Annotated in this window: 20 protein-coding genes; 11 read left to right on the top strand and 9 right to left on the bottom strand. The window is 34.4% G+C overall.

The annotated features are described in order from the left end of the window. Positions 1–41 precede the first annotated feature (41 nt). From miaB to G508_RS0103805, 8 genes are all read left to right on the top strand, one after another. The gene (gene miaB / locus G508_RS0103840) at positions 42–1,487 is read left to right on the top strand and encodes a tRNA (N6-isopentenyl adenosine(37)-C2)-methylthiotransferase MiaB (protein WP_026704082.1); all 1,446 of its coding nucleotides are present in this window, start codon (positions 42–44) and stop codon (positions 1,485–1,487) included. Between the two features lie 83 nt (positions 1,488–1,570). Next, on the top strand, positions 1,571–2,833 hold the full coding sequence (locus G508_RS0103835; protein ID WP_026704081.1) for a sigma-54-dependent Fis family transcriptional regulator: 1,263 nt from the start codon (positions 1,571–1,573) through the stop codon (positions 2,831–2,833). Between the two features lie 27 nt (positions 2,834–2,860). Next, positions 2,861–3,367, top strand: coding sequence for an LptE family protein (locus G508_RS0103830; RefSeq protein WP_026704080.1), 507 nt, complete (start codon positions 2,861–2,863; stop codon positions 3,365–3,367). 22 nt (positions 3,368–3,389) lie between these two features. Then, positions 3,390–4,268 (top strand): tetratricopeptide repeat protein, encoded by an 879-nt coding sequence (locus tag G508_RS0103825; protein WP_026704079.1) that lies wholly within the window; start codon positions 3,390–3,392, stop codon positions 4,266–4,268. Positions 4,269–4,278: 10 nt separating this feature from the next. Further along, positions 4,279–4,635 carry a preprotein translocase subunit SecG gene (gene secG, locus G508_RS0103820; RefSeq protein ID WP_026704078.1) on the top strand — a complete coding sequence of 119 codons (357 nt, stop codon included), beginning with the start codon at positions 4,279–4,281 and terminating at the stop codon, positions 4,633–4,635. A gap of 143 nt (positions 4,636–4,778) precedes the next feature. Then, positions 4,779–5,054 carry a co-chaperone GroES gene (locus tag G508_RS0103815; RefSeq protein ID WP_026704077.1) on the top strand — a complete coding sequence of 92 codons (276 nt, stop codon included), beginning with the start codon at positions 4,779–4,781 and terminating at the stop codon, positions 5,052–5,054. Between the two features lie 51 nt (positions 5,055–5,105). Then, positions 5,106–6,737: a chaperonin GroEL gene (groL, locus tag G508_RS0103810; RefSeq protein WP_026704076.1), complete on the top strand. Its 1,632-nt coding sequence runs from the start codon at positions 5,106–5,108 to the stop codon at positions 6,735–6,737. Positions 6,738–6,837: 100 nt separating this feature from the next. After that, complete coding sequence (locus G508_RS0103805) at positions 6,838–9,216, top strand: hypothetical protein (RefSeq protein ID WP_026704075.1); 2,379 nt, start codon at positions 6,838–6,840, stop codon at positions 9,214–9,216. A 61-nt stretch (positions 9,217–9,277) separates the two neighbouring features. Here G508_RS0103805 and G508_RS0103800 read toward each other — a convergent pair whose 3' ends face one another. The 6 genes from G508_RS0103800 to xrtF all read right to left on the bottom strand — a co-directional run bounded on the left by G508_RS0103800 (position 9,278) and on the right by xrtF (position 14,053). Then, complete coding sequence (locus G508_RS0103800; protein ID WP_026704074.1) at positions 9,278–9,973, bottom strand: DedA family protein; 696 nt, start codon at positions 9,971–9,973, stop codon at positions 9,278–9,280. Positions 9,974–10,135: 162 nt separating this feature from the next. Continuing rightward, positions 10,136–10,477, bottom strand: a complete 342-nt coding sequence (locus tag G508_RS0103795) for a heavy-metal-associated domain-containing protein (RefSeq protein ID WP_026704073.1) — start codon at positions 10,475–10,477, stop codon at positions 10,136–10,138. Positions 10,478–10,521: 44 nt separating this feature from the next. Continuing rightward, positions 10,522–12,537 carry a TonB-dependent receptor plug domain-containing protein gene (locus G508_RS0103790; RefSeq protein ID WP_026704072.1) on the bottom strand — a complete coding sequence of 672 codons (2,016 nt, stop codon included), beginning with the start codon at positions 12,535–12,537 and terminating at the stop codon, positions 10,522–10,524. A gap of 68 nt (positions 12,538–12,605) precedes the next feature. Continuing rightward, positions 12,606–13,031, bottom strand: coding sequence for an HYC_CC_PP family protein (locus G508_RS0103785; RefSeq protein ID WP_026704071.1), 426 nt, complete (start codon positions 13,029–13,031; stop codon positions 12,606–12,608). Positions 13,032–13,077: 46 nt separating this feature from the next. Continuing rightward, entirely contained in the window at positions 13,078–13,521 is a 444-nt protein-coding gene (locus G508_RS0103780; RefSeq protein ID WP_026704070.1) for an exosortase F system-associated membrane protein, read from the bottom strand. Continuing rightward, positions 13,496–14,053, bottom strand: a complete 558-nt coding sequence (gene xrtF / locus G508_RS18535; RefSeq protein ID WP_035694061.1) for an exosortase family protein XrtF — start codon at positions 14,051–14,053, stop codon at positions 13,496–13,498. The genes G508_RS0103780 and xrtF overlap by 26 nt, the downstream gene beginning before the upstream one ends. A 70-nt stretch (positions 14,054–14,123) precedes the next feature. Here xrtF and G508_RS0103770 point away from each other — a divergent pair, with 70 nt between their 5' ends. The 3 genes from G508_RS0103770 (at position 14,124) to G508_RS0103760 (ending at position 17,340) form a co-directional block, all read left to right on the top strand. Beyond that, the gene (locus tag G508_RS0103770) at positions 14,124–14,579 is read left to right on the top strand and encodes a GAF domain-containing protein (protein ID WP_026704069.1); all 456 of its coding nucleotides are present in this window, start codon (positions 14,124–14,126) and stop codon (positions 14,577–14,579) included. Positions 14,580–14,725: 146 nt separating this feature from the next. Beyond that, positions 14,726–14,995, top strand: coding sequence for a 30S ribosomal protein S15 (rpsO, locus tag G508_RS0103765; protein WP_026704068.1), 270 nt, complete (start codon positions 14,726–14,728; stop codon positions 14,993–14,995). A 152-nt stretch (positions 14,996–15,147) separates the two neighbouring features. Beyond that, complete coding sequence (locus G508_RS0103760; RefSeq protein WP_026704067.1) at positions 15,148–17,340, top strand: polyribonucleotide nucleotidyltransferase; 2,193 nt, start codon at positions 15,148–15,150, stop codon at positions 17,338–17,340. Positions 17,341–17,466: 126 nt separating this feature from the next. Here G508_RS0103760 and G508_RS0103755 read toward each other — a convergent pair whose 3' ends face one another. The 3 genes from G508_RS0103755 to G508_RS0103735 form a co-directional block, all read right to left on the bottom strand. Beyond that, positions 17,467–18,843 carry a S41 family peptidase gene (locus G508_RS0103755; protein WP_169628012.1) on the bottom strand — a complete coding sequence of 459 codons (1,377 nt, stop codon included), beginning with the start codon at positions 18,841–18,843 and terminating at the stop codon, positions 17,467–17,469. A 145-nt stretch (positions 18,844–18,988) separates the two neighbouring features. Continuing rightward, complete coding sequence (locus tag G508_RS0103750; RefSeq protein ID WP_157485868.1) at positions 18,989–19,789, bottom strand: LytTR family DNA-binding domain-containing protein; 801 nt, start codon at positions 19,787–19,789, stop codon at positions 18,989–18,991. Between the two features lie 616 nt (positions 19,790–20,405). Then, positions 20,406–21,197 (bottom strand): hypothetical protein, encoded by a 792-nt coding sequence (locus tag G508_RS0103735; RefSeq protein WP_026704062.1) that lies wholly within the window; start codon positions 21,195–21,197, stop codon positions 20,406–20,408. Between the last annotated feature and the right edge of the window lie 4 nt (positions 21,198–21,201).

Raw genomic sequence — 21,201 nt, 5'->3', positions numbered from 1 at the left:
CTATATTTGTAGCTTGAAAAAATTCCGCTGAAGGAAGACCTATGGAAAAGATTATTGAAGAAAACAAACAAGGCGAAAGCTTAGTTTTAGAACATAAAACGGGGAATACCAAAAAACTTTTTATAGAGAGTTATGGTTGTGCGATGAATTTTTCGGACAGCGAAGTCGTGGCTTCCATCCTATCTGAAAATGGTTTCAACACCACCCAAATTCTCGAAGAAGCCGATTTGGTTTTGGTAAACACCTGTTCCATTAGAGACAAGGCCGAACAAACGATTCGAAAACGTCTGGAAAAATATAACGCTGTAAAACGCATCAACCCAAAGATGAAAGTTGGGGTTTTGGGTTGTATGGCTGAACGTTTGAAAAGTCAATTCCTCGAAGAAGAAAAAATTGTGGATTTGGTCGTTGGTCCAGATGCTTACAAAGATTTACCGAATCTTCTAGCCGAAGTTGAATCTGGAAATGATGCCATCAACGTCATTTTATCAAAAGATGAAACGTATGGTGATATCTCACCTGTTCGATTGAACAGCAATGGAATTACGGCTTTGGTTTCCATCACAAGAGGTTGCGATAATATGTGTACGTTTTGTGTGGTACCATTCACGCGAGGTCGCGAAAGAAGCCGTGAGCCACAAAGTATTATGACCGAAATTACCAATCTTTGGAATCAAGGTTATAAAGAAATTACGCTTTTGGGTCAAAATGTCGATAGCTATCTGTGGTATGGCGGTGGCTTGAAAAAGGATTTCGAGAAAGCGTCGGATATGCAAAAAGCAACTGCCGTGAATTTCGATACTTTATTGGAAATGGTCGCGACGACTTTCCCAAAAATGCGTGTCCGATTTTCAACATCGAATCCGCAAGATATGCACGAAAGTGTGTTGCACGTTATTGCAAAATATCCGAATATTTGCAAGCATATTCACCTTCCGGTGCAATCGGGAAGCGATAGAATCTTGAAAGAAATGAACCGTTTGCATACACGAGCTGAATATTTCGACTTGATCACAAAAATCAGAACGATAATTCCAGAATGCAGTATTTCGCAAGATATGATTGCTGGTTTCCCAACCGAAACCGAACAAGATCACCAAGATACCTTGAGCTTGATGGAATTTGTAAAATATAATTTTGGTTATATGTATTCCTATTCTGAACGTCCGGGAACCTTGGCGGGAAGAAAAATGGAAGACGATGTTCCAGAAGAAACAAAAGCGAGAAGATTACAAGAAATTGTCGATTTACAACAAAAACACAGCTGGTTTAGAAGCGAGGAATTCATCGGGAAAACCGTCGAAGTTTTAATCGAAAAGACTTCTAAAAAATCGGCAGCACAATTTTCAGGAAGAAATTCTCAAAGCATCACGGTTGTTTTTCCTAGAGAAAATTATAAGATTGGCGACTTTGTGAATGTAAAAATCAATACTTGCACCAGCGGGACTTTGATTGGAGAAGTTGTGGGTTATAGTGAAATGAATTAAAAAAGTTTAAAGTTTCAGGTTTAAAGTTTAAGGTTCGCGAAACGTTAAACTTTAAACCTGAAACAAAAACAACAAAAACATATATGGAATCAGTTCAGGCCATAAAACAGCGATTTGAAATCATCGGGAACGACCCGAAATTAAATCGTGCGATTGAAAAAGCAATCCAGGTTGCACCAACGGATATTTCGGTTTTGGTTGTGGGAGAAAGTGGTGTCGGGAAGGAAAGTATCCCGAAGATCATCCATTCGCTTTCACATAGAAAACACGGAAAATATATTGCCGTAAACTGTGGTGCTATTCCAGAAGGAACCATTGACAGTGAGCTTTTTGGTCACGAAAAAGGTGCTTTTACAGGAGCAACTTCAACGCGTGAAGGTTATTTTGAAGTAGCAGATGGCGGAACGATTTTCTTGGACGAAGTGGGAGAATTGCCTTTGACAACACAAGTTCGTTTGCTTCGTGTTTTGGAAAATGGAGAATTTATCAAAGTAGGTTCTTCCCAAGTTCAAAAAACAGATGTGCGAATCGTGGCTGCTACAAACGTGAATATGTTTGATGCTATTGAAAAAGGAAAATTCCGTGAAGATTTATATTATCGTTTGAGCACGGTTGATATTCCGTTGCCACCATTGCGTGACAGAAAAGACGATATCCATTTGCTTTTCAGAAAATTTGCTTCGGATTTTGCCCATAAATATAAAATGCCTCCGATTAAATTGGATGAAAATGCGATTCAATTTTTATTAAAATTTCGTTGGAGCGGAAACATCCGACAACTTCGAAATGTTGCGGAACAAATTTCGGTTTTGGAAACCAATAGAGATATTTCGGCTTTGACCTTGCAATCGTATTTACCTACTGAAGGAAACAATTTACCTTCGGTAATTAAAGACAAAAAGAGCGAAAACGACTTCAGTACTGAAAGAGAGATTTTATACAAAGTGCTTTTTGATATGAAAAGTGACTTGAACGATTTGAAAAAGCTGACGTTGGAATTAATGCAAAACGGAAGCTCGAAAGTTCAGGAAACCAATAAAAATCTGATTCAGAAAATATATGGTTCACATCAGGACGATTCGGAAATTGATTATGAAGATCAGAATGAACTTTCTGTAATTCCTGTTCAGAATGTTGTTCCTAAAAAAGATTTTGAAGAGCAGGAAGACAGTTATCTTTTTGCAGAAACGGTTGAAGAAGAAGAAATTCTGAAATTAGAACAGAAAGAAATCGAAATGATCAAGAAATCATTAGAAAAAAACAAAGGAAAACGTAAAGCTGCCGCTGATGAACTCGGAATTTCTGAAAGAACCTTGTACCGAAAAATAAAACAATTCGATTTATAGTATATTTGAATCTTTTTAAAAATTAAAATGAATAAATTAAAACATATCTCTCTACTAACCATAATTGTTTTGACTTTTAATGGATGTGGCTATTATAATTTTACAGGAACTGGACAAATTGATGCAAAGACTTTTCAAGTAAATTACTTTCAGAACAATGCGGATTTGGTTGAACCCGGAATAGAACTACAGTTCACCCGAGCTTTGCAGGATTTGATTCAAAACCAAACTAATTTAAGCTTAACAAATTCAGGTGGAGATTTAGTTTATGAAGGTGAAATTGTAGATTATCGAATTAGTCCAATGACTGCAACTGCTGATCAAAGGGCTGCACAAAACCGATTGAATATTAGAATAAATGTTCGTTTTACAAATAAGAACAAAGAGGCCGATGATTTTGAAAAAGGATTTAGTTTTTTTTATGATTTTCCAGGTGCTGAACTACCAACTGGAGGCCAACTTACAACTGCATTAGATGCCATTTTCGAAAGAATCACACAAGATATTTTCAATGAATCCTTAGCAAAATGGTAATTTAAAACCAAAATTTGAAACTGTGAACACCTCTGAATTAACTTATCTTCTCAACAAACCCAATGCCATCAGCGATAGGCATACATTGGTATTGGAACGAATTGTAGAGGAATTTCCATATTTTCAGAGTGCAAGGGCTTTATACTTGAAAGGACTTTACAACCAGGACAGCTTCAAATACAATCAGGCTTTGAGAGTGACAGCTTCCTATACAACAGACAGAAGCATTCTATTCGATTTTATCACGACAGGAAATTTTGCAACGCTTCAAAAAACCTTTTTGGAAGAAAAAGAAGCCGTGATCCATAATATCATGGTCAATGAAAGTGAAGTTGTAGCGATTACTATTTCTGAAGAAAAAATTTCTGAACCCATCAATAAATTGGAGCAATCGATTTTAACTTCTATCAAGGAAGCCATTCCCGAAATAGAAACTGAAATAGAAATTCAAGAAGAGCCTGAATCAGAAACAATTGAGGAAAAACTCGAAATTGGAAAACCGCTAGACTTTTCTAAAGAGGAAAAACATTCGTTTCAGGAATGGTTGCAACTGGCCAGCTTCACGCCAATAAACCGTGAAAAACAAGAAGTTGAGGAAAAATCAGATGCATTGGAACTTGAAAAAAAGAAAAAATTAGAAATTATCGACAAGTTTATTGAAGCCAACCCAAAAATTCCACCAATCAAACAAACAAACGCCAATCCTGTAGTATTTTCGCAAAATGAAGCCGACACTTCCTATCTGATGACAGAAACTTTAGCCAAGGTTTACCTCGAACAAAAAAAATATCAACGAGCAATTCAAGCTTATGAAATATTAATTTTGAAATATCCAGAAAAAAGTAGTTTATTTGCAGACCGAATTTCGGATATTAAGTCTTTACAACAAAATAACAATTAATTATAGCATTATGTTTTCAATTTTTTTAGTACTAATCACAATAGTATGTTTTCTTTTAGTAGTAGTAATAATGGTTCAAAACCCTAAAGGTGGTGGTTTGTCTTCTACATTAGGTGGATCTCAACAATTAGGTGGTGTTCAAAAAACTACTGACTTCTTAGATAAAAGTACTTGGACTTTAGCGACAGTTTTAATCCTTTTGATTTTATTCTCAAGCTTAAGCTTTACATCTGGATCAGAAACTAAAATCATTGACGACTCTGAAATTGCAGCTCCAAAACCTGCAACACCAGCAACTCCTGCTACTCCAGCTACAGAAACTGCACCAGCTACAGAAACTACTCCTGCTACTCAACCAGCAGAATAGTTTTTAACTATCATAAAAGTAAATGCCAGCTTATAATGCTGGCATTTTTTTTAGCTGAAAATTTGTCAGCAAACCTGTTACTGGCACAATTTCTGAAAAACAGATTTCATCTTAATTTAAATTATTTAAAAAAATATAATACTATGGCATTAAACATTAAACCACTTTCAGACCGCGTTTTAATTGAGCCTGTTGCTGCCGAAACCCAAACAGCTTCGGGTATTTTTATTCCTGACACAGCAAAAGAAAAGCCTCAAAAAGGAACCGTAGTTGCTGTTGGAAATGGATCAAAAGATCACACTATGACCGTTAAAGTTGGAGATACTGTTTTATACGGAAAATATGCAGGCACCGACTTAAAATTTGAAGGAAAAGATTATTTGATTATGCGTGAAGACGATATTTTAGCAATTATCTAAAAGGTATTAAGAAGTAAGTAAAGTATTAAGACTAGTAAACAAACAAATAAAATGGCAAAAGATATAAAATTTGATATTGAAGCACGTGACGGATTAAAACGTGGAGTTGACGCTTTGGCAAATGCAGTAAAAGTAACCCTTGGGCCAAAAGGTCGTAATGTTATTATCGGAAAATCATTTGGTGGACCAAACGTAACCAAAGATGGTGTTACAGTTGCAAAAGAAATCGAATTGAAAGATCCATTGGAAAATATGGGTGCTCAAATGGTGAAAGAAGTTGCTTCTAAAACCAACGATTTAGCTGGAGACGGAACAACAACTGCTACCGTTTTGGCACAAGCTATCGTAAAAGAAGGTTTAAAAAACGTTGCTGCAGGTGCAAATCCAATGGATTTGAAAAGAGGAATCGACAAAGCGGTAGAAGCTATCGTTGCCGATTTGTCTAAGCAAGCAAAAGTAGTAGGAAGTGATTCTGAAAAAATAAAACAAATTGCATCTATCTCTGCTAATAACGACGAAGTTATTGGTGATTTGATTGCTACGGCTTTCGCCAAAGTAGGAAAAGAAGGTGTTATCACGGTTGAAGAAGCAAAAGGAACGGATACTTATGTAGATGTTGTGGAAGGAATGCAATTTGACAGAGGCTATCTTTCTCCATATTTTGTGACCAATCCAGAAAAAATGGAAGCAGAATTAGAGAATCCTTACATCCTTTTATACGACAAAAAAGTATCTTCTTTAAAAGAGTTACTGCCAGTTTTGGAACCAGTTGCCCAATCAGGAAAGCCATTGTTGATTATTGCTGAAGATGTTGATGGAGAAGCTTTATCAACTTTAGTTGTAAACAAACTTCGTGGAGCTTTGAAAATTGCTGCTGTAAAAGCACCAGGTTTCGGAGACAGAAGAAAAGCCATGTTAGAAGACATTGCGATTTTGACTGGAGGAACTGTAATTTCTGAAGAAAGAGGCTATACTCTTGAAAACACGACTATTGAAATGCTAGGAACTTGCAAGAGAGTTACTATCGACAAAGACAATACTACGATCGTTAGTGGTGCTGGTGAAGCGGATATGATTAAAAACCGTGTAAACCAAATCAAAGGTCAGATGGAAACTACGACTTCTGATTATGACAAAGAAAAATTGCAAGAACGTTTGGCTAAATTAGCTGGTGGTGTTGCTGTTTTATATGTTGGTGCTGCTTCTGAAGTGGAAATGAAAGAGAAAAAAGACAGAGTTGATGATGCACTTCACGCTACACGTGCTGCAGTTGAAGAAGGAATTGTTGCTGGTGGAGGTGTTGCACTTCTTAGAGCTAAAAATGCCCTAAAAGACATCACAGCGGATAATGCTGACGAAGCAACCGGAATCCAGATTGTATCTCGTGCAGTTGAAGCTCCTTTGAGAACTATCGTTGAAAATGCAGGTCTTGAAGGTTCTGTAGTAGTTGCAAAAGTAGCCGAAGGTTCAGGAGATTTTGGTTACAACGCTAAAACCGATGAATACGTTGATATGCTAAAAGCAGGAATCATCGATCCTAAAAAAGTAACCCGTGTGGCTCTTGAAAATGCCGCTTCCGTTGCAGGAATGATCTTGACAACTGAGTGTGCTTTGGTAGAAATTAAAGAAGAAAATGCCGGAGGCGGAATGCCAATGGGAGGTGGAATGCCAGGGATGATGTAAGATTTATCTTTGTTAAAATTTAAAAGGCGAATTTGATTAATTTCATACTCGCCTTTTTTGGTATAATTTTTGGTTGTATTTTATTACAAAAAAATAAAACATGAAAAAAAATTATATTTATCTCATTGCTATATTGATATTTTCAACTAGTTATTGCCAAAATAGCTCAGATGAAAACAAAGCAAAGATAGCTTCGGTTTTTGAGAATTACTTTAATTTAGAAAGAGAGACAATACATCTGCATCTAAACAAAACCATATTCCTAAACAATGAAACTATTTGGTTCAAAGGATATGCAATAAATAGAAAAAACTCAAAACCATTTTTTACAACTAATGTATTTCTCCTATTGTTGGATGAAAAAGGAAATCAAATCTCCGAACAACTAATATATGCCAATAATGGAAATTTTTCAGGAAAAATAGAATTGGAAAATAATATGAATTCAGGAAATTATTATATTCAAGCCTATACCAACTGGATGAATAATTTCAGCGAAGACGAATCAACTATTTCTAAAATAGCAATTATCAATCCTTCTGAAGGCTTAAAAAATTATAAAAAAGTGAATCCTGAAGCTTTACAAATTACCATCAATCCTGAAGGAGGAAACTATATAAGAGATACTGAAAACACAATAGGGATTTCATTTTTAGATTGCAGAAACAACACAGTCAACGAAATTGAAGGGCAGCTAAAAACTCTTGATGATAAAATTTTAAGAACCTTTAAACTCAATCTATTTGGACATGGAACCATTACGATACCTCCAACAGATGAAAAATTAAAAATAACATTTGAAGTAAATGGTGAAAAAATAGAAAAAGAGCTTCCTTTACTACAAGAATTTGGAATAGCCCTTTCCGTAAACAATTACAGCAATGAGCAAAAAACTTTTATCAATTTAAATACAAATTCAGCAACTCTCAAAAAGTTAAGCGATAAAAAGTTATTTCTTGTAATCAATAAAGATGAAAAATTAATCATACAGGAATTTTCTTTTCAAAACCAAACGCAAAAAAGGTTTACAATAGAAAGCAACAAGCTATTTAAAGGTGTTAATACGGTTAGGATTATTGATAGTGAACTCAACCAAATATGTGAAAGACTTATCTATTCAGATTCTATTAACAAAAGTCTTGAAACACCTATTTCTATCATAAAAAATAAAATAGATCAAGGACAAATCAATTTTGTTGGTTACAATAATTTACCGAATTCCAATGTTAGCTTATCATTATTGCCGGAACTATCCAAAAGCAACGATTACAGCAAGACTAATATTAATGTTGGAATAAACATTAATCCTTACTTGACAAATTCTCTTGAAAATGCAGCCTATTATTTTGAAAAAAGAAATAGGTTAAAAAAAATGGATTTAGATTTAGCACTTTTAAATCAATCTACTTTGAAATACAATTGGAACAATATGAAAATGAATGTTCCTAAATCAAATTATAGTTTTGATATTGGGCTAAATCTTGCTGGAAAAATTGAAGAAAACATAAAAGATAAAGACATGCATAAAGTAAGACTTTTATCACATATTGATTTCATTAACAAAATTTCTGATGTAGACAAAACAGGTCAGTATACTATAGAAAATTTTATAATTGTAGATAGCACATCCCTTGATCTTTCTCTTTTAAAATTACCATCTCTTGAAAGGATTAAGTATCAATTGAACCCAAAAGTATCAAACCGAAACAGACCCTTCTATAAAATTTTTAAAAATAAATGGGATAAAAATTGTGATGTATTTGAATACGAAACTGTATCATTTGAATATCCCAAACTATCATCTAACATGATTGAATTAGATGAAGTTGAAATCGAAAATAAATTAAAAAAACCGAAACTGGTTTTTAAAAATGAATTTGGAAATCTAAATTTTAGAGGATTTAAAATCGATGAAACTTACACAATGACTTTATTACATTTTATTGCATCAAATGGGTTTAGAGTAGATAGAACTGGTGGCCAAGTTACAATAACAAATCGACAATCTGCAAGTTCATTTACTGATAGGGGTGTCACAGTAGAAGTTACAATTGACGGCAGAAGACTATTTTCTCTCAATGAACTAGATTATACCCAAATGAGCGAAATCGACGAGATTTATTTAAATCCGAATGCAATGATTACTGGCATAAGAGGAAGGTTAGTGTCCGGAGAAATAAAAATCTACATGAAAAAAAACACAGGCAAAGAGGTAAAATCTAACACATTTAATTTTATGATAGAGAAAGGTTTTTCCCAACCTGTAGAATTTAAAGGAGAAAAATATACCAATACTGCCGAAAAAGGTTTTGAAAACTTTGGTGTGATTGGATGGTGTCCAAATATCATATCAGACAAAGATGGCCTATTTACATTTGAAATTTTAAATCTAAATCAACAAAAAGGAATAATTGATATAGAAGGAATTGACCCAAATGGCAATATAATTCAACAGCAAATGATTATGAGTTTAAATTAAAAATAAAGAAACCCCGTCTGATAGTTTCAAACGGAGTTTTCTATTTTTCAAACTTATTTTTTTATTCTTCTGTCTCTGGATTTTCAGTTTTCGATTTCTTACTGAATTTCAATATTACAGGAACAATAGTAATCAAGACCAAAACGATTACAATTAACTCTATATGATGCTTCAAATCGATTTGATAATTTTTCAAAAGAAATCCGTAAAGATAATGTCCGGCAAAAATCAAACTAAACGACCAAACAAAAGAACTGATGATATTATAGAACATGAATTTCTTTTTCTCCATCATCACAATTCCTGCAACAATTGGTGCAAAAGTTCTGAAAATAGGCAAAAATCGGGCAAAGATGATTGCTCTTCCTCCATGCTTTTCGAAAAAATCCTTTGATTGCACCAAGTATTTTTTCTTGAACCAAAAGCTATCTTGCTTGTTATATAAATAATATCCACTTTTAGAACCGAACCAATATCCAACCATGTTTCCTAAAATTCCAGCTAGAGCTACAAATGTTGCCAACAATGTTACATTTAGCAAATCATTATCAATAAACATAACGTTTTGAATCAATTCACGATTGTAGATTCCTGCCAAGAAAAGCAAGCTATCTCCAGGAAGAAAGAAACCAGCAAACAAGCCTGTTTCTGCAAATACAATAAATAATACTAAGTAAAGTCCAAGCTTGATTCCATTGATATCAAACTGTATATAAAAAAGCGGATCAATAAGGTTTTTCCAGTCGAAATTGCTCATTTTTGGGTGGTTAAAATTCGAGCGTGAAAGTAAGAATTATTTAGTTGAAGTACAATTATATTCAGATACTTTTAGTTTTTTATAACACTTTGAAAACACTCCACTTTAAAAATATTCATGATCTAAAAAAAAACCGAGGAAAAGCCTCGGTTTTAATATAATTTATAGTCTTTCGTAAGAGCAACAGGTGTGCAATTTTTCATAATCTTCATCACTAGCTTTCACAACATCGGTATCATGGCCTGCTTTTGCTACAGCATTTTTCACATCCAAAGTAGAACATTTCTCTTCGTTAATGATAAGATGCAAAGTCGTATCATCTGCATGCCACTCTGCCGATTTCACACCTGGAACAGAATAAGCTGCTTTCTCGATTCGTTTTTTACACATTTCACAACTACCGTTTACTTCCACATCGTGTCTGGCATTTTTTTTCTTTTTTTCTTGTGCTTGGGACGAAAGTCCAATTAAGGAAACAAAAAGCACGAACATTAATTTTTTCATTTTTATATTTTTTAAGTTTTAATTGAACGTAAATTATAATTAAATTATTTGATTTTAAATCGTAATCCTGCATAAAACATCTGCCCGAAAACTGGAGCATAAATTATTGAAGTATCAAAATTGGAACCAAAAGGATCATTGCTTCCCAAAATTGCTTTATCTTGTTGATAATTTCCTAGATTTTCCACACCTGTATACATTTCAAAAACAGAAGAAAAAGTTCTTGTGATTTGTGCATTCATTAATGAAAAAGAAGGTGAATAATTTGAAAACCTCTCGCCAACTGGATTAGATGCCGTGTTTGGAAGCCTTTGTTGCCCCATCCAATTATAAGTGAAATCGAATTTCCATTGCTTTCCTCCTTCTACAATATGGGTTTCGTATGCCAAATTAGTAAAAAAACGATGCTTGGCTTGCAAAGGTCTCTCGGCACTTCCGCTCAAATATTCGGCTTGGATGTCATAATATTTATAAGCTGTTCTCAAATTGAAATGCTTCGCAAGTTCATAATTCAACTCCACCTGAAGACTGTTTGCATACGATTTCCCGTTGTAAAACAAGGCTTGTTGTGGTCCTGCATACAAATCTACAATTGCCTGATTTTCGAAATCGGTTCTGTAAAAATCAAACCCAATATCACCTGAACGCTCAAAAAGATAGAAACCTTGCATGAAGCTCACACCATAATTCCAAGCAATTTCGGCATCCAAACCATAGATTCTGCCATTTGCATTCAAAACATCAAAAACTCTTGAACTTGCAAATAGCTGCTGATTTTCGGCAAAGATATTAGCAGAACGTTTTCCCCTTCCAGCCGATGCTCTCAAAACAGCTTTGTCCCAAGGATTGTATCGCATGTGAATTCTTGGTGTTGCAAAAAGTCCCAAACGATTGTGCTTGTCCACTCTTCCTCCAGCAACTATACTGAAATCGTCAGTATTATCATAAGTGTATTCAAAAAAAGCACCAATCGAATTGTCTATTCGGTCATAGTTTCCATCAATATTTGGAACACTCACGAATTCGTTGTAATCATCATAAGTGAAATTCAATCCCGTTGCAAATTTATGCATGGTATTGCTAATGATCGAATTGAAAATAAGATTCGAATAAAAACTCTTTTGATGGATATCATATTGATTCAAACCAAAATAAGAATCCTGTTTGTGCATGTTAAATGAATTCTGAAAACCAATGCTTTGAAAAGGCATATCTGGAAAAACATACCCTATTTTGGAAGAAACATCAAATTTTTCAGTATTGATTTCTGAACCCCAATAATTAGTTGTTCCTCGATCTCGGTCTTTGTCAAAATCAAGTTCTCCTGTTTGCTTTTCATCTTTCATATAGCGAAAATTGATGAAACTCACCCAGCCTTTTTCGGCATTGGTATATTGCCAACGATTGAGCACATTGATTTGTTTTCCCAATGGATTATCAAGAAAACCATCGTCGTTCATATCGTTTTTGGAAACCCTAGTATTTCCATGAACAAACAAGCTACTGCTCCATTTTTCTGAAAACTTTTTGTTGAAATGGGTATTCAATTCAAAACGAGAATCGGTTGAACCATAAGCATTCAAAAAGAATGGTATATCGCTTATTGGCTTAATTAATTCGGTATTGATTTGGCCCGAAATACTTTCATAACCGTTTACAACCGAACCTGCTCCTTTTGTTATTTGGATACTCTCAATCCAAGTTCCAGGCGTGAAGGAAAGTCCATAAGCCTGAGAAGCACCACGAACTGAAGGTATATTTTCTTCGGTAATCATTAGATAAGGACTGGTCAAACCCAGCATTCTGATTTGCTTGGTTCCCGTCAAGGCATCCGAAAAATTGACGTCGATTGAAGGATTGGTCTCGAAACTTTCGGCCAAATTACAACAAGCTGCCTTTAACAGCTCCTTGCCCGTCATGGTTGCCGAATTGGCAACATCTTTATAAGATTTTCTTATACTTTTTGTTTTTGTTTCGACTTTAACAGCTTGCAAAGTATCCTGTGCAAAGGAATTTAAAGACAAAAACAGCAATAAGAATATTGAAATGTGTTTTTGCATGATGTAGTATTAATGTTTAATAAAAAAGTCGAATCGCGAAGTAGTGCGATTTCTTTTAAACATTAAAATCAGGCATAAAAAATATATTGACTGTAGAGTTTGAATAAAGGTGGTGCATTAGCATCACAATAATAAACAATCTTTTCTGCTCGTTTCAAAGCAACAATCTCATTGAAAAGTAACGGTTTCCAATCTTCCAATAAAAAAGGAAGATCAATTTGGAAGGAAAAGGTCTTAATGATTGTATCCGGAGATTTATCATCAAGATCTACAACTTTATCTTCACAACATTGCTTGTGATCTTTTGATGCTGTAGCACAACAATTTTCTTCTGAAACAATTTTTTCTGGGGCGTCACACGTTTCTTCGACATTATAAACAGAAGAAATAGAAGCGATTTCTCCTTCACAAAAATGCACATTGAAAGCCAACCCAAAATTGGAAACCAATAATAGGACAGCTAAAAAAAGACTGGTGCATTTTTTAATGTTCATACGACAAAAGTATTGATTTTTTTAATATTGAACACTTTACAAAAAATTATTTTTTTAAAACCTGACGTTGATAATAAAACCCTGGAATAAAAAGCAATAAAAAAATCGGCTGAATGATAAACCTTCGAATGTAGAAGATAACAAAATTGTCTTTATAAAAAGCAACCGCCAAGAAGAATAAGACTATAAGTATTATAAAAAATACTAAGTATAAAAAAGAGCTAATTGTTATAATTTCTCTTTGTTTAAAAATTATATATAAGATACCCAATGAAATCGCCGTGTTGAGAAAATATCTGAAAAAGAAACTTGCAAAAAGTTTGAAGCTATCAAATTCAGGAAGTGCTTGGTTTTGATAATTCCCTTTAAAAAAATGAAGAAATGGGTCATAAAAAATTTGGCTTTCATAATTTCTGATGATTGCCAAAAGCAAAATCAAGCCAATTATAGAAAAAGTTTCAGTTTTATGATCTAAGATTTTTTTTAGCATCAGATTGAAATTTGTTAACCCAAATCACCCACAATAAAAACACAAAACCATATATAATTAAAGGAAAAACAACTCCGTGAAGCAAATGTTCGTATTGAGGTAATTTTAGGATTCCGATGATTAACAAAACAATTCGCAAGACGTTTAGAATATGAATCAGAATAACACCTAAAACAATAAAACCAAGTGTTTTGGCAAATGTTCTACTAAAAGAAACGATGAAAGCTGCAAATAAAATCATGACACTGATTGCGTTACATCCTTCTATGATTCGCACTACTGAACGACCATCGACGGCAACTAAAATTGAAGCATCCTTTGAGTAAGGTCTCAACGAAATCGAATAATCAAAAAAAGACAAGACTGATTTTACTTGTTCGGCAACCAAGTGTGTCATGCCATCTACTTCGAAAGCTTGCTGATCAAATTGACTTAAATACCATTGATACAAAACAATCAAAATCAAATAGCTCAGCAAGAATTTGCCAAGAAACATCAAAAAAGGACGATAAGCTCTAAAGATATCTTTCACAAATTACTTTTTAACAAATTTATATAATTTTAGCATCAACCAATTAAATACTTTTGTAAAAAATAAAATTATGACTTTCGAAGAATTAAAACCAAAAGTACAAGATATTTTACATCATACAAGTATTTTGAGAGATGAAAAACTATTGCAGATTTGTCATTTGCTCAAAGACAACATCGATTATTATGACTGGGTTGGTTTTTACTTTGCCAATCATGAAGAAAAAACCTTGCATCTAGGTCCTTATGCCGGAGAGCCAACAGATCATACCGTAATTCCTTTTGGCAAAGGTATTTGTGGACAAGTGGCGGTTTCCAATGAAAATTTCGTAGTTCCAGACGTGAAAGCACAAGATAATTATATCGCCTGTAGTTTTACAGTAAAATCTGAAATTGTAGTACCGCTTTTTGTAGACGGAAAAAATATCGGGCAGATTGATATCGACTCGAATGTGATTGACCCTTTTACAGAACTGGACGAGCGATTTTTAGAATTTGTAAATGAAGAAATTGCCAAATTGTTTTAATGTAACAATTTTTAGCGATTTGTTTAATTTTAAATAATCATTAAATTTTTCAACCTTTAAATTTTTCAATCCCAAAATAATGGTTACTTTTGCACTCGAATAAGACGAACTTATTCACTACATAATAATCATTAAACAATATTAGCATGTACTTAACTAAAGAAGTTAAAGAAGAAATCTTCGCTAAACACGGAGGAAAAGCTGAAAACACTGGATCTGCTGAAGGGCAAATCGCTTTATTCACATTTAGAATCAACCACTTAACTGGTCACTTGAAAAAAAATCGTCACGATTATAATACAGAGCGTTCATTGGTGAAATTGGTAGGTAAAAGAAGAAGCTTACTAGATTATCTTAAGAAAACGGAAATCAACAGATACCGTGAGATTATCAAAGAATTGGGTATTAGAAAATAATCCATACAGAAAAGAGGTGCTCACGCGCCTCTTTTTGTTTTTACATTATTGCAGAAAAAGTTTGGTTTTTCATTGGGTTTTAGAACAATAACTACACACAACAACTACAACACAACTAAAACCCATTGTTTAATCAATTAGAGAATTAATTTATGATTCCACAATTATTTGTAGAAAGCATCGATTTAGGTGATGGCAGAAGCATCACAATCGAGACAGGACGTTTAGCAAAACAAGCTGACGGTTCTGTAGTAGTAAGAATTGGAAAAACTGTAATTTTAGGTACAGTTGTTTCCGCAAGAAAAGCAAGTCCAGGTATCGACTTTTTACCGTTAACGGTAGATTACAGAGAAAAATTTGCTGCAGCTGGTCGTTTCCCAGGAGGTTTCTTCAAAAGAGAAGCTCGTCCAAGCGACAGCGAAGTATTGACAATGAGATTAGTTGACCGTGTTTTACGTCCGCTTTTCCCATCAGATTATCACGCAGAAGTTCAAGTTATGATTCAGTTGATGTCTCATGACGAAGACGTTATGCCAGATGCATTGGCAGGTTTGGCCGCTTCGGCAGCATTGGCGCTGTCTGACATTCCTTTTGAAACTTTGATTTCTGAAGCAAGAGTTGGAAGAATTGACGGTAAATTCATCATCAATCCATCTCGTGCACAATTAGAATTGTCAGATATCGACATGATGATTGGAGCTTCAACCGATTCTATCGCAATGGTAGAAGGTGAAATGAAAGAAATTTCAGAAAAAGAAATGGTGGAAGCCATTAAATTTGCTCACGAACATATTAAAGTACAAATCGCTGCCCAAGAAAGATTGGCTCAAGCTTTTGGAAAAAAAGAAGTTCGTACGTATGAAACTGAAAAATCAGATGATGCTATTTACGCTAAAGTAAGAGAAGCAGCTTATGATAAAATTTACGCTATTGCAAGCAAAGGTTCGGCTAAACACGAACGTTCGGCTGCATTTGATGCTGTAAAAGAAGAAGTAAAAGCATTGTTTACGGATGAAGAATTGGCAGAAAATGGAGATTTAGTTTCTAAATACTTCTACAAAACCAATAAAGAAGCCGTTCGTAATGTTACTTTAGATTTAGGAACGCGTCTTGACGGAAGAAAAACTACCGAAATCAGACCAATCTGGTGTGAAGTAGATTATTTACCATCAGTTCACGGTTCTGCTTTATTTACACGTGGTGAAACTCAAGCTTTGGCAACGGCAACTTTAGGAACTTCTAGAGAAGCGAACCAAATTGATTCACCATCTGAACAAGGAGAAGAAAAATTCTATTTGCATTATAATTTCCCACCATTTTCTACAGGAGAAGCTCGTCCGTTGAGAGGAACTTCAAGAAGAGAAGTTGGTCACGGAAACTTGGCACAAAGAGCCTTGAAAAACATGATTCCTGCTGAAAATCCTTATACCATCAGAATTGTTTCTGAAGTATTGGAATCTAACGGTTCATCATCAATGGCAACAGTTTGTGCTGGAACATTGGCTTTGATGGATGCTGGAGTTCAAATGATTCGTCCGGTTTCTGGAATTGCAATGGGATTGATTACCGATGGAGAACGTTTTGCTGTTTTATCTGATATTTTAGGTGATGAAGATCACTTGGGAGATATGGATTTCAAAGTAACTGGAACTTCAGAAGGTATCACAGCTTGCCAGATGGACATCAAAATTGACGGATTGAAATATGAAATCATGGAGCAAGCTTTGGCTCAAGCTCGTGATGGACGTTTGCACATCCTGGGGAAATTAACTGAAACATTGGCTCAACCAAGAACTGACGTTAAGGTTCATGCTCCAAAAATCATCATGAGAACCATTCCTGGTGCTTTCATTGGTGCATTGATCGGACCTGGAGGAAAAGTAATTCAAGAATTGCAAAAAGCTACAGGAACAACTATCGTGATCAACGAGGTTGACGAGCAAGGTGTTGTTGAAATCCTTGGAACTGATCCTGACGGAATCGCTGCTGTATTGGCAAAAATCGATTCTATCATCTTCAAACCACAAGTTGGAGAAGCTTATGAAGTGAAAGTAATCAAGATGCTAGATTTTGGTGCAGTTGTAGAATATACAGAAGCTCCAGGAAACGAGGTTTTATTACACGTATCTGAATTGGCTTGGGAAAGAACAGAAAACGTAACCGATGTGGTAAACATGGGTGATGTTTTCCAAGTGAAATACTTAGGTTTAGACCCAAAAACAAGAAAAGAAAAAGTTTCTAGAAAAGCACTTTTACCAAGACCTCCAAGAGATGAAAATGCTCCAAGAGAAGAGAGAGCTCCTCGCCCAGAAAGACGTGACGATCGTAGAGACGACAGAAGATAAATTAAAACTGTAAAAGGTTTAATTCAACTAAAACCCCATTTCATTAATTTGAAATGGGGTTTTTAAGTTATAATTGAAAATGCTAAAACACTAATCTTGTTAATGTGTGGTGCCGTTAGTGCATCTTCACCTCTTATCTTCATTGATTATTTCCAATGCTTTATCTAAAGCATTTTCTGATTTTACCTCAACATCAGGCTGCACTCCAACTTTGTCCAAACGAACACCTTCATACGTATAGAAATCGGCGATGGGTAGCATAAGTATATATTTTCCTGAAACCACAAAAGGAGAAGCTGCCAACATTGCTCCAGCGGTTTTTTCTCCTATAATTGTAGCTTTCTTGTTCGTTTTCATGGCATACACAATAGGCTCACAGGTACTTCCTGTATTGCCATTGGTCAAAACATATATCTTTCCTGAAAACACTGGATTGGTTGGTTTTTTAAAGATAAGTTTAACTCCTGATGTTGCTTTTAGCTCATTGCCAAAATCTTCGGTGTTCTTGGGCTGCAGTTCAGCTAACGTATTAAATGATTCGGGCTGATAGCCAGAATATTTCAATTTATTTGTTGGAAAATAACCTACTTCCAAATCTTCAGTAACTATGTATTTTGCCAGTGCAAAAGCAGCACTGATCCCTCCGCCCCCATTGTCGCGTAAATCAATGATAAGATTCTTATAGGCCGTATTTTTAACTATTTTGGGTAAAACTTCAGCCAATTCATCTGTCGAACTGCTGAAATTCTTAATTTGCAAATAAGCAGTAGTTGTATTTTTTTCTTCAAAAACAACTGATTGCTTTGTGCTTGCTGTTTCCTCTTTGTCAGCACTTACGACTTCGTTATCATCTTTTGTATCCTCCGTAATTACTAAAGTTAGATGGGTAAATGGAAGTTTTTGGGCGAGCATATTAAAGCCGAAAAACAGTTCAATATCATCATGGGCATTTTTACACAGTTTTTCAAGTTTCTTTTCGAATGTTGCCCATCCTTTAGTTTGTAAGGCATCTTTCGAATAAATATTATCCTGTATGGTTTTTAGCATTTTGGGATAAAGTTCATTATAGCTAATCTTGTCTTCGGTAGATTGTACGCCATGAACTGTCCCTACAGGTTTCCCGTCACTATTTAGCAATTTTCCACTTACTATTTCATTCTTTACAATTCCCTTAAATTTTAATTTTCCGAACATCGGAATTTTTGTGTCACCAAATAAACTGTCAGCTTTCTGTGTTCCTTTGATGGCAATAATGATTCCTTTTTTAGGTAGCTTTCCTAAAAGTCGCCCTAATTTTGCTTTAGCTCCACCTACCATTCGTACATCGGCATTTTTGGGAGAAGTTATTGTAAATTGATTTTGGGCTACACTAACATCAAAAAAAGTAGAAATTACGGTACCATTACCAAAATCTATTTCACTTTTAAAATGCCTAGGATTGTTTTGTGCAAAAGAAGAATTAAAAAGAAAAACCAGTGCGAAATTCAAAACGATGAATTTCATTTTTGTGTTGCTGTGCATGACTTGAGTGATTTAAATGAGTGTCCAAAGTAAATGCGAAATACTTTGTCATTCAATTAAATGTGATGAAACGATTAGCTTTTTTGACGACTGGATAGGTTATGCATTCCCTTTTTCTTCCTAAAGACTAGGACCTACTATTTTTGATCGCCTTATAGTAGGTTTTCGATAACGGAATTTCCTTTTCACCCACTACAAAAATGATCTTTGCACCCTGCGAATTACCCACTATTTCTTTTATCGTGCTCTTATTGACAAGATAGGATCGGTGGCATTTTTCTAAAAAAGGCAATTGGAGGCAAACATTGGAGAGCGTTTGCCGGAATGTTTTGGAAAGGACTTTTTTGTTTTCATCCATAAAACAAATTTCCACATAGTTCTCTACAGCCCTGATAAATAATAAATCGTCTTTTTCTAAGCTCAGGATTTCGTTCTTGTTTTCTCCAATTAATTGGAAAAAATTTTGAGGGAGCGGAATAATCCGTTCGCCAAACTTCTGTCTTAAATAAAGCATTGGGGGAACAAAAACAGGAAGCATGCAGGCTGTGGTAACGCTTATAAAACGCCAATAGGTTATTAAGGTATAATCCAAGCCATTATTTACTATAGTTCGATTATACAAATAGAGCACCGTTCCCGAAAGCAAACAATAAAGTAATGTAGAAATGATTTCATACCGTACCACCCAAACTTTATCTACCCTAAAATACCACCTGTTTTCAATACTGCTATAGATAAAATATAAAACAAAAATCAGGATGCCATAACCGGAAAGTAGGGCTATTTTATGATCTGCTTCGAACTGGCTTGTATCAAAAGGCTGGAGAACAATCACGATAAAGGATAAATACAGACACAAAATAAGGCCAACCAGTACTTTTCTTCCTATTGATGCTGTAAAGTGTATTTGCTTTTTTAAAGAATTCAATGTGTATGCTATTTGAAAAGCGAATATAAACAAAAAACCTCAAGTTGATTTGCGGTTTTTTGTTTGTCGGTAAGGATTGAAAATCTTTGCTGACTGTTTTGGATATAAGAGTGAACGGGGTTTTCATTTATCTTTTTGAGGTCGCGACAACTTCAAAAATGTCAATAAAATAAGTATGAAAAATATTTTGCAGCCATGGAAGCCAGTTTGAATTAAAAAGGCTGTTTTTGGATAGTTAGCCTTATACCAATCATTGTCATCGAAAAAAAAGTATGTGTATGAGTAAATAAAGTAACCAATTATCAACAAGCCAAGTGCAAGTAATAATGTATTTATAAAGCGCTTATTAAAAATCGCTTGGAAGAAAAATAGTATTGTCACCGTAAACAACAATTCAGATTTACGGTAAAACATAACATCGCTTGACATTCTTAGTCTTTGCAATAAAGACAGATACCAGAAAAGCAAAATAGAGAAAACGCAAACATTCAAAATTCTTTGCGTTCTGCTATCCACAATTGCATATTTTTTTTGAAGGTCGTTTAATAGTTTCATTATAGACAAAGATAATTATTTCATTTGCAGGAGTGAGATGGCCGTACCAAATGTATTTTTTTCATTCAAAGTATTCATATTTAAAGTATAACGGAACATAACCTATTATGCTTTTCAGAAGTCCTTTCTTGTCATATTCGTATTTCAGTTCGTATTTATTTACTCTGTCGTTCATAAATATCGAATGAATGTAAGACTTAATGAGTTGACCTTCTTCATTGAAAAAATTTGAAATAGCTACATCATCATTAAATTTTTCCAAATCTTTATAATCTTTGTAAGCAATAGTAGTAGGATTTCCGTTAACAGAGTCAATCACTCTTTTAAGTTTTGGCTCTAAAGAAAATCTGTAAAATCGATTTATATAAAATTCCTTATCGTATTCTTTAGTTTTTTGATAAAGGATAATTGAATCTTTTTTTCTAGTTGTTATCGTTTTTAAAGGAGCATAAAAGTATTCTGTCTCATAAATAAAATTACCTGAGTTTTTTCTCGAAAAATATAATTTTCCGTTCTCGTTGTACTCAAAGGTCATTGAATCAATACCAATTGAATCCTTAATATTTATCAATTGGTCAGTAGTATTGTATGTGTAAATATTGACTTTATCAGTCCATTTAAATTTTCGGGTTCTACGATTATATGAAGCACTATATTTAATCGACCGAATTCTTTTACCTGCTTTGTCAAATTCAACAATTTCTGACAAGTCCTTTGGTGAATTTTCATAAACGTAAATTGTTTTGACATTCCTGTTTATGTAAATACTATCAGGCTGCCAACGATTTTCAAGCTGAGCATAACTCCAACTTGCGTTCAAAAAAACCAAAACTAAAAATAAAATTCTACTCATATTA

Origin of the sequence: Flavobacterium soli DSM 19725 (genome assembly GCF_000422705.1) — a bacterium.
Classification (GTDB): Bacteria; Bacteroidota; Bacteroidia; order Flavobacteriales; family Flavobacteriaceae; genus Flavobacterium; species Flavobacterium soli.
The sequence above is the reverse complement of the archived record's forward strand: the minus strand, read 5'-3'. Positions and strand labels throughout refer to the sequence as shown.

What these genes read in the sequence shown, in the direction of transcription:
- G508_RS0103835 (WP_026704081.1), top strand. Translation starts at nt 1,571, where the DNA reads ATGGAATCAGTTCAGGCCATAAAACAGCGATTTGAAATCATCGGGAAC.
- G508_RS0103755 (WP_169628012.1), bottom strand. Translation starts at nt 18,843, where the DNA reads ATGAAATTCATCGTTTTGAATTTCGCACTGGTTTTTCTTTTTAATTCT.
- groL (WP_026704076.1), top strand. Translation starts at nt 5,106, where the DNA reads ATGGCAAAAGATATAAAATTTGATATTGAAGCACGTGACGGATTAAAA.
- G508_RS0103805 (WP_026704075.1), top strand. Translation starts at nt 6,838, where the DNA reads ATGAAAAAAAATTATATTTATCTCATTGCTATATTGATATTTTCAACT.
- miaB (WP_026704082.1), top strand. Translation starts at nt 42, where the DNA reads ATGGAAAAGATTATTGAAGAAAACAAACAAGGCGAAAGCTTAGTTTTA.
- secG (WP_026704078.1), top strand. Translation starts at nt 4,279, where the DNA reads ATGTTTTCAATTTTTTTAGTACTAATCACAATAGTATGTTTTCTTTTA.
- G508_RS0103800 (WP_026704074.1), bottom strand. Translation starts at nt 9,973, where the DNA reads ATGAGCAATTTCGACTGGAAAAACCTTATTGATCCGCTTTTTTATATA.
- G508_RS0103760 (WP_026704067.1), top strand. Translation starts at nt 15,148, where the DNA reads ATGATTCCACAATTATTTGTAGAAAGCATCGATTTAGGTGATGGCAGA.
- G508_RS0103735 (WP_026704062.1), bottom strand. Translation starts at nt 21,197, where the DNA reads ATGAGTAGAATTTTATTTTTAGTTTTGGTTTTTTTGAACGCAAGTTGG.
- G508_RS0103780 (WP_026704070.1), bottom strand. Translation starts at nt 13,521, where the DNA reads ATGCTAAAAAAAATCTTAGATCATAAAACTGAAACTTTTTCTATAATT.
- rpsO (WP_026704068.1), top strand. Translation starts at nt 14,726, where the DNA reads ATGTACTTAACTAAAGAAGTTAAAGAAGAAATCTTCGCTAAACACGGA.
- G508_RS0103770 (WP_026704069.1), top strand. Translation starts at nt 14,124, where the DNA reads ATGACTTTCGAAGAATTAAAACCAAAAGTACAAGATATTTTACATCAT.
- G508_RS0103815 (WP_026704077.1), top strand. Translation starts at nt 4,779, where the DNA reads ATGGCATTAAACATTAAACCACTTTCAGACCGCGTTTTAATTGAGCCT.
- G508_RS0103790 (WP_026704072.1), bottom strand. Translation starts at nt 12,537, where the DNA reads ATGCAAAAACACATTTCAATATTCTTATTGCTGTTTTTGTCTTTAAAT.
- G508_RS0103795 (WP_026704073.1), bottom strand. Translation starts at nt 10,477, where the DNA reads ATGAAAAAATTAATGTTCGTGCTTTTTGTTTCCTTAATTGGACTTTCG.
- G508_RS0103785 (WP_026704071.1), bottom strand. Translation starts at nt 13,031, where the DNA reads ATGAACATTAAAAAATGCACCAGTCTTTTTTTAGCTGTCCTATTATTG.
- G508_RS0103830 (WP_026704080.1), top strand. Translation starts at nt 2,861, where the DNA reads ATGAATAAATTAAAACATATCTCTCTACTAACCATAATTGTTTTGACT.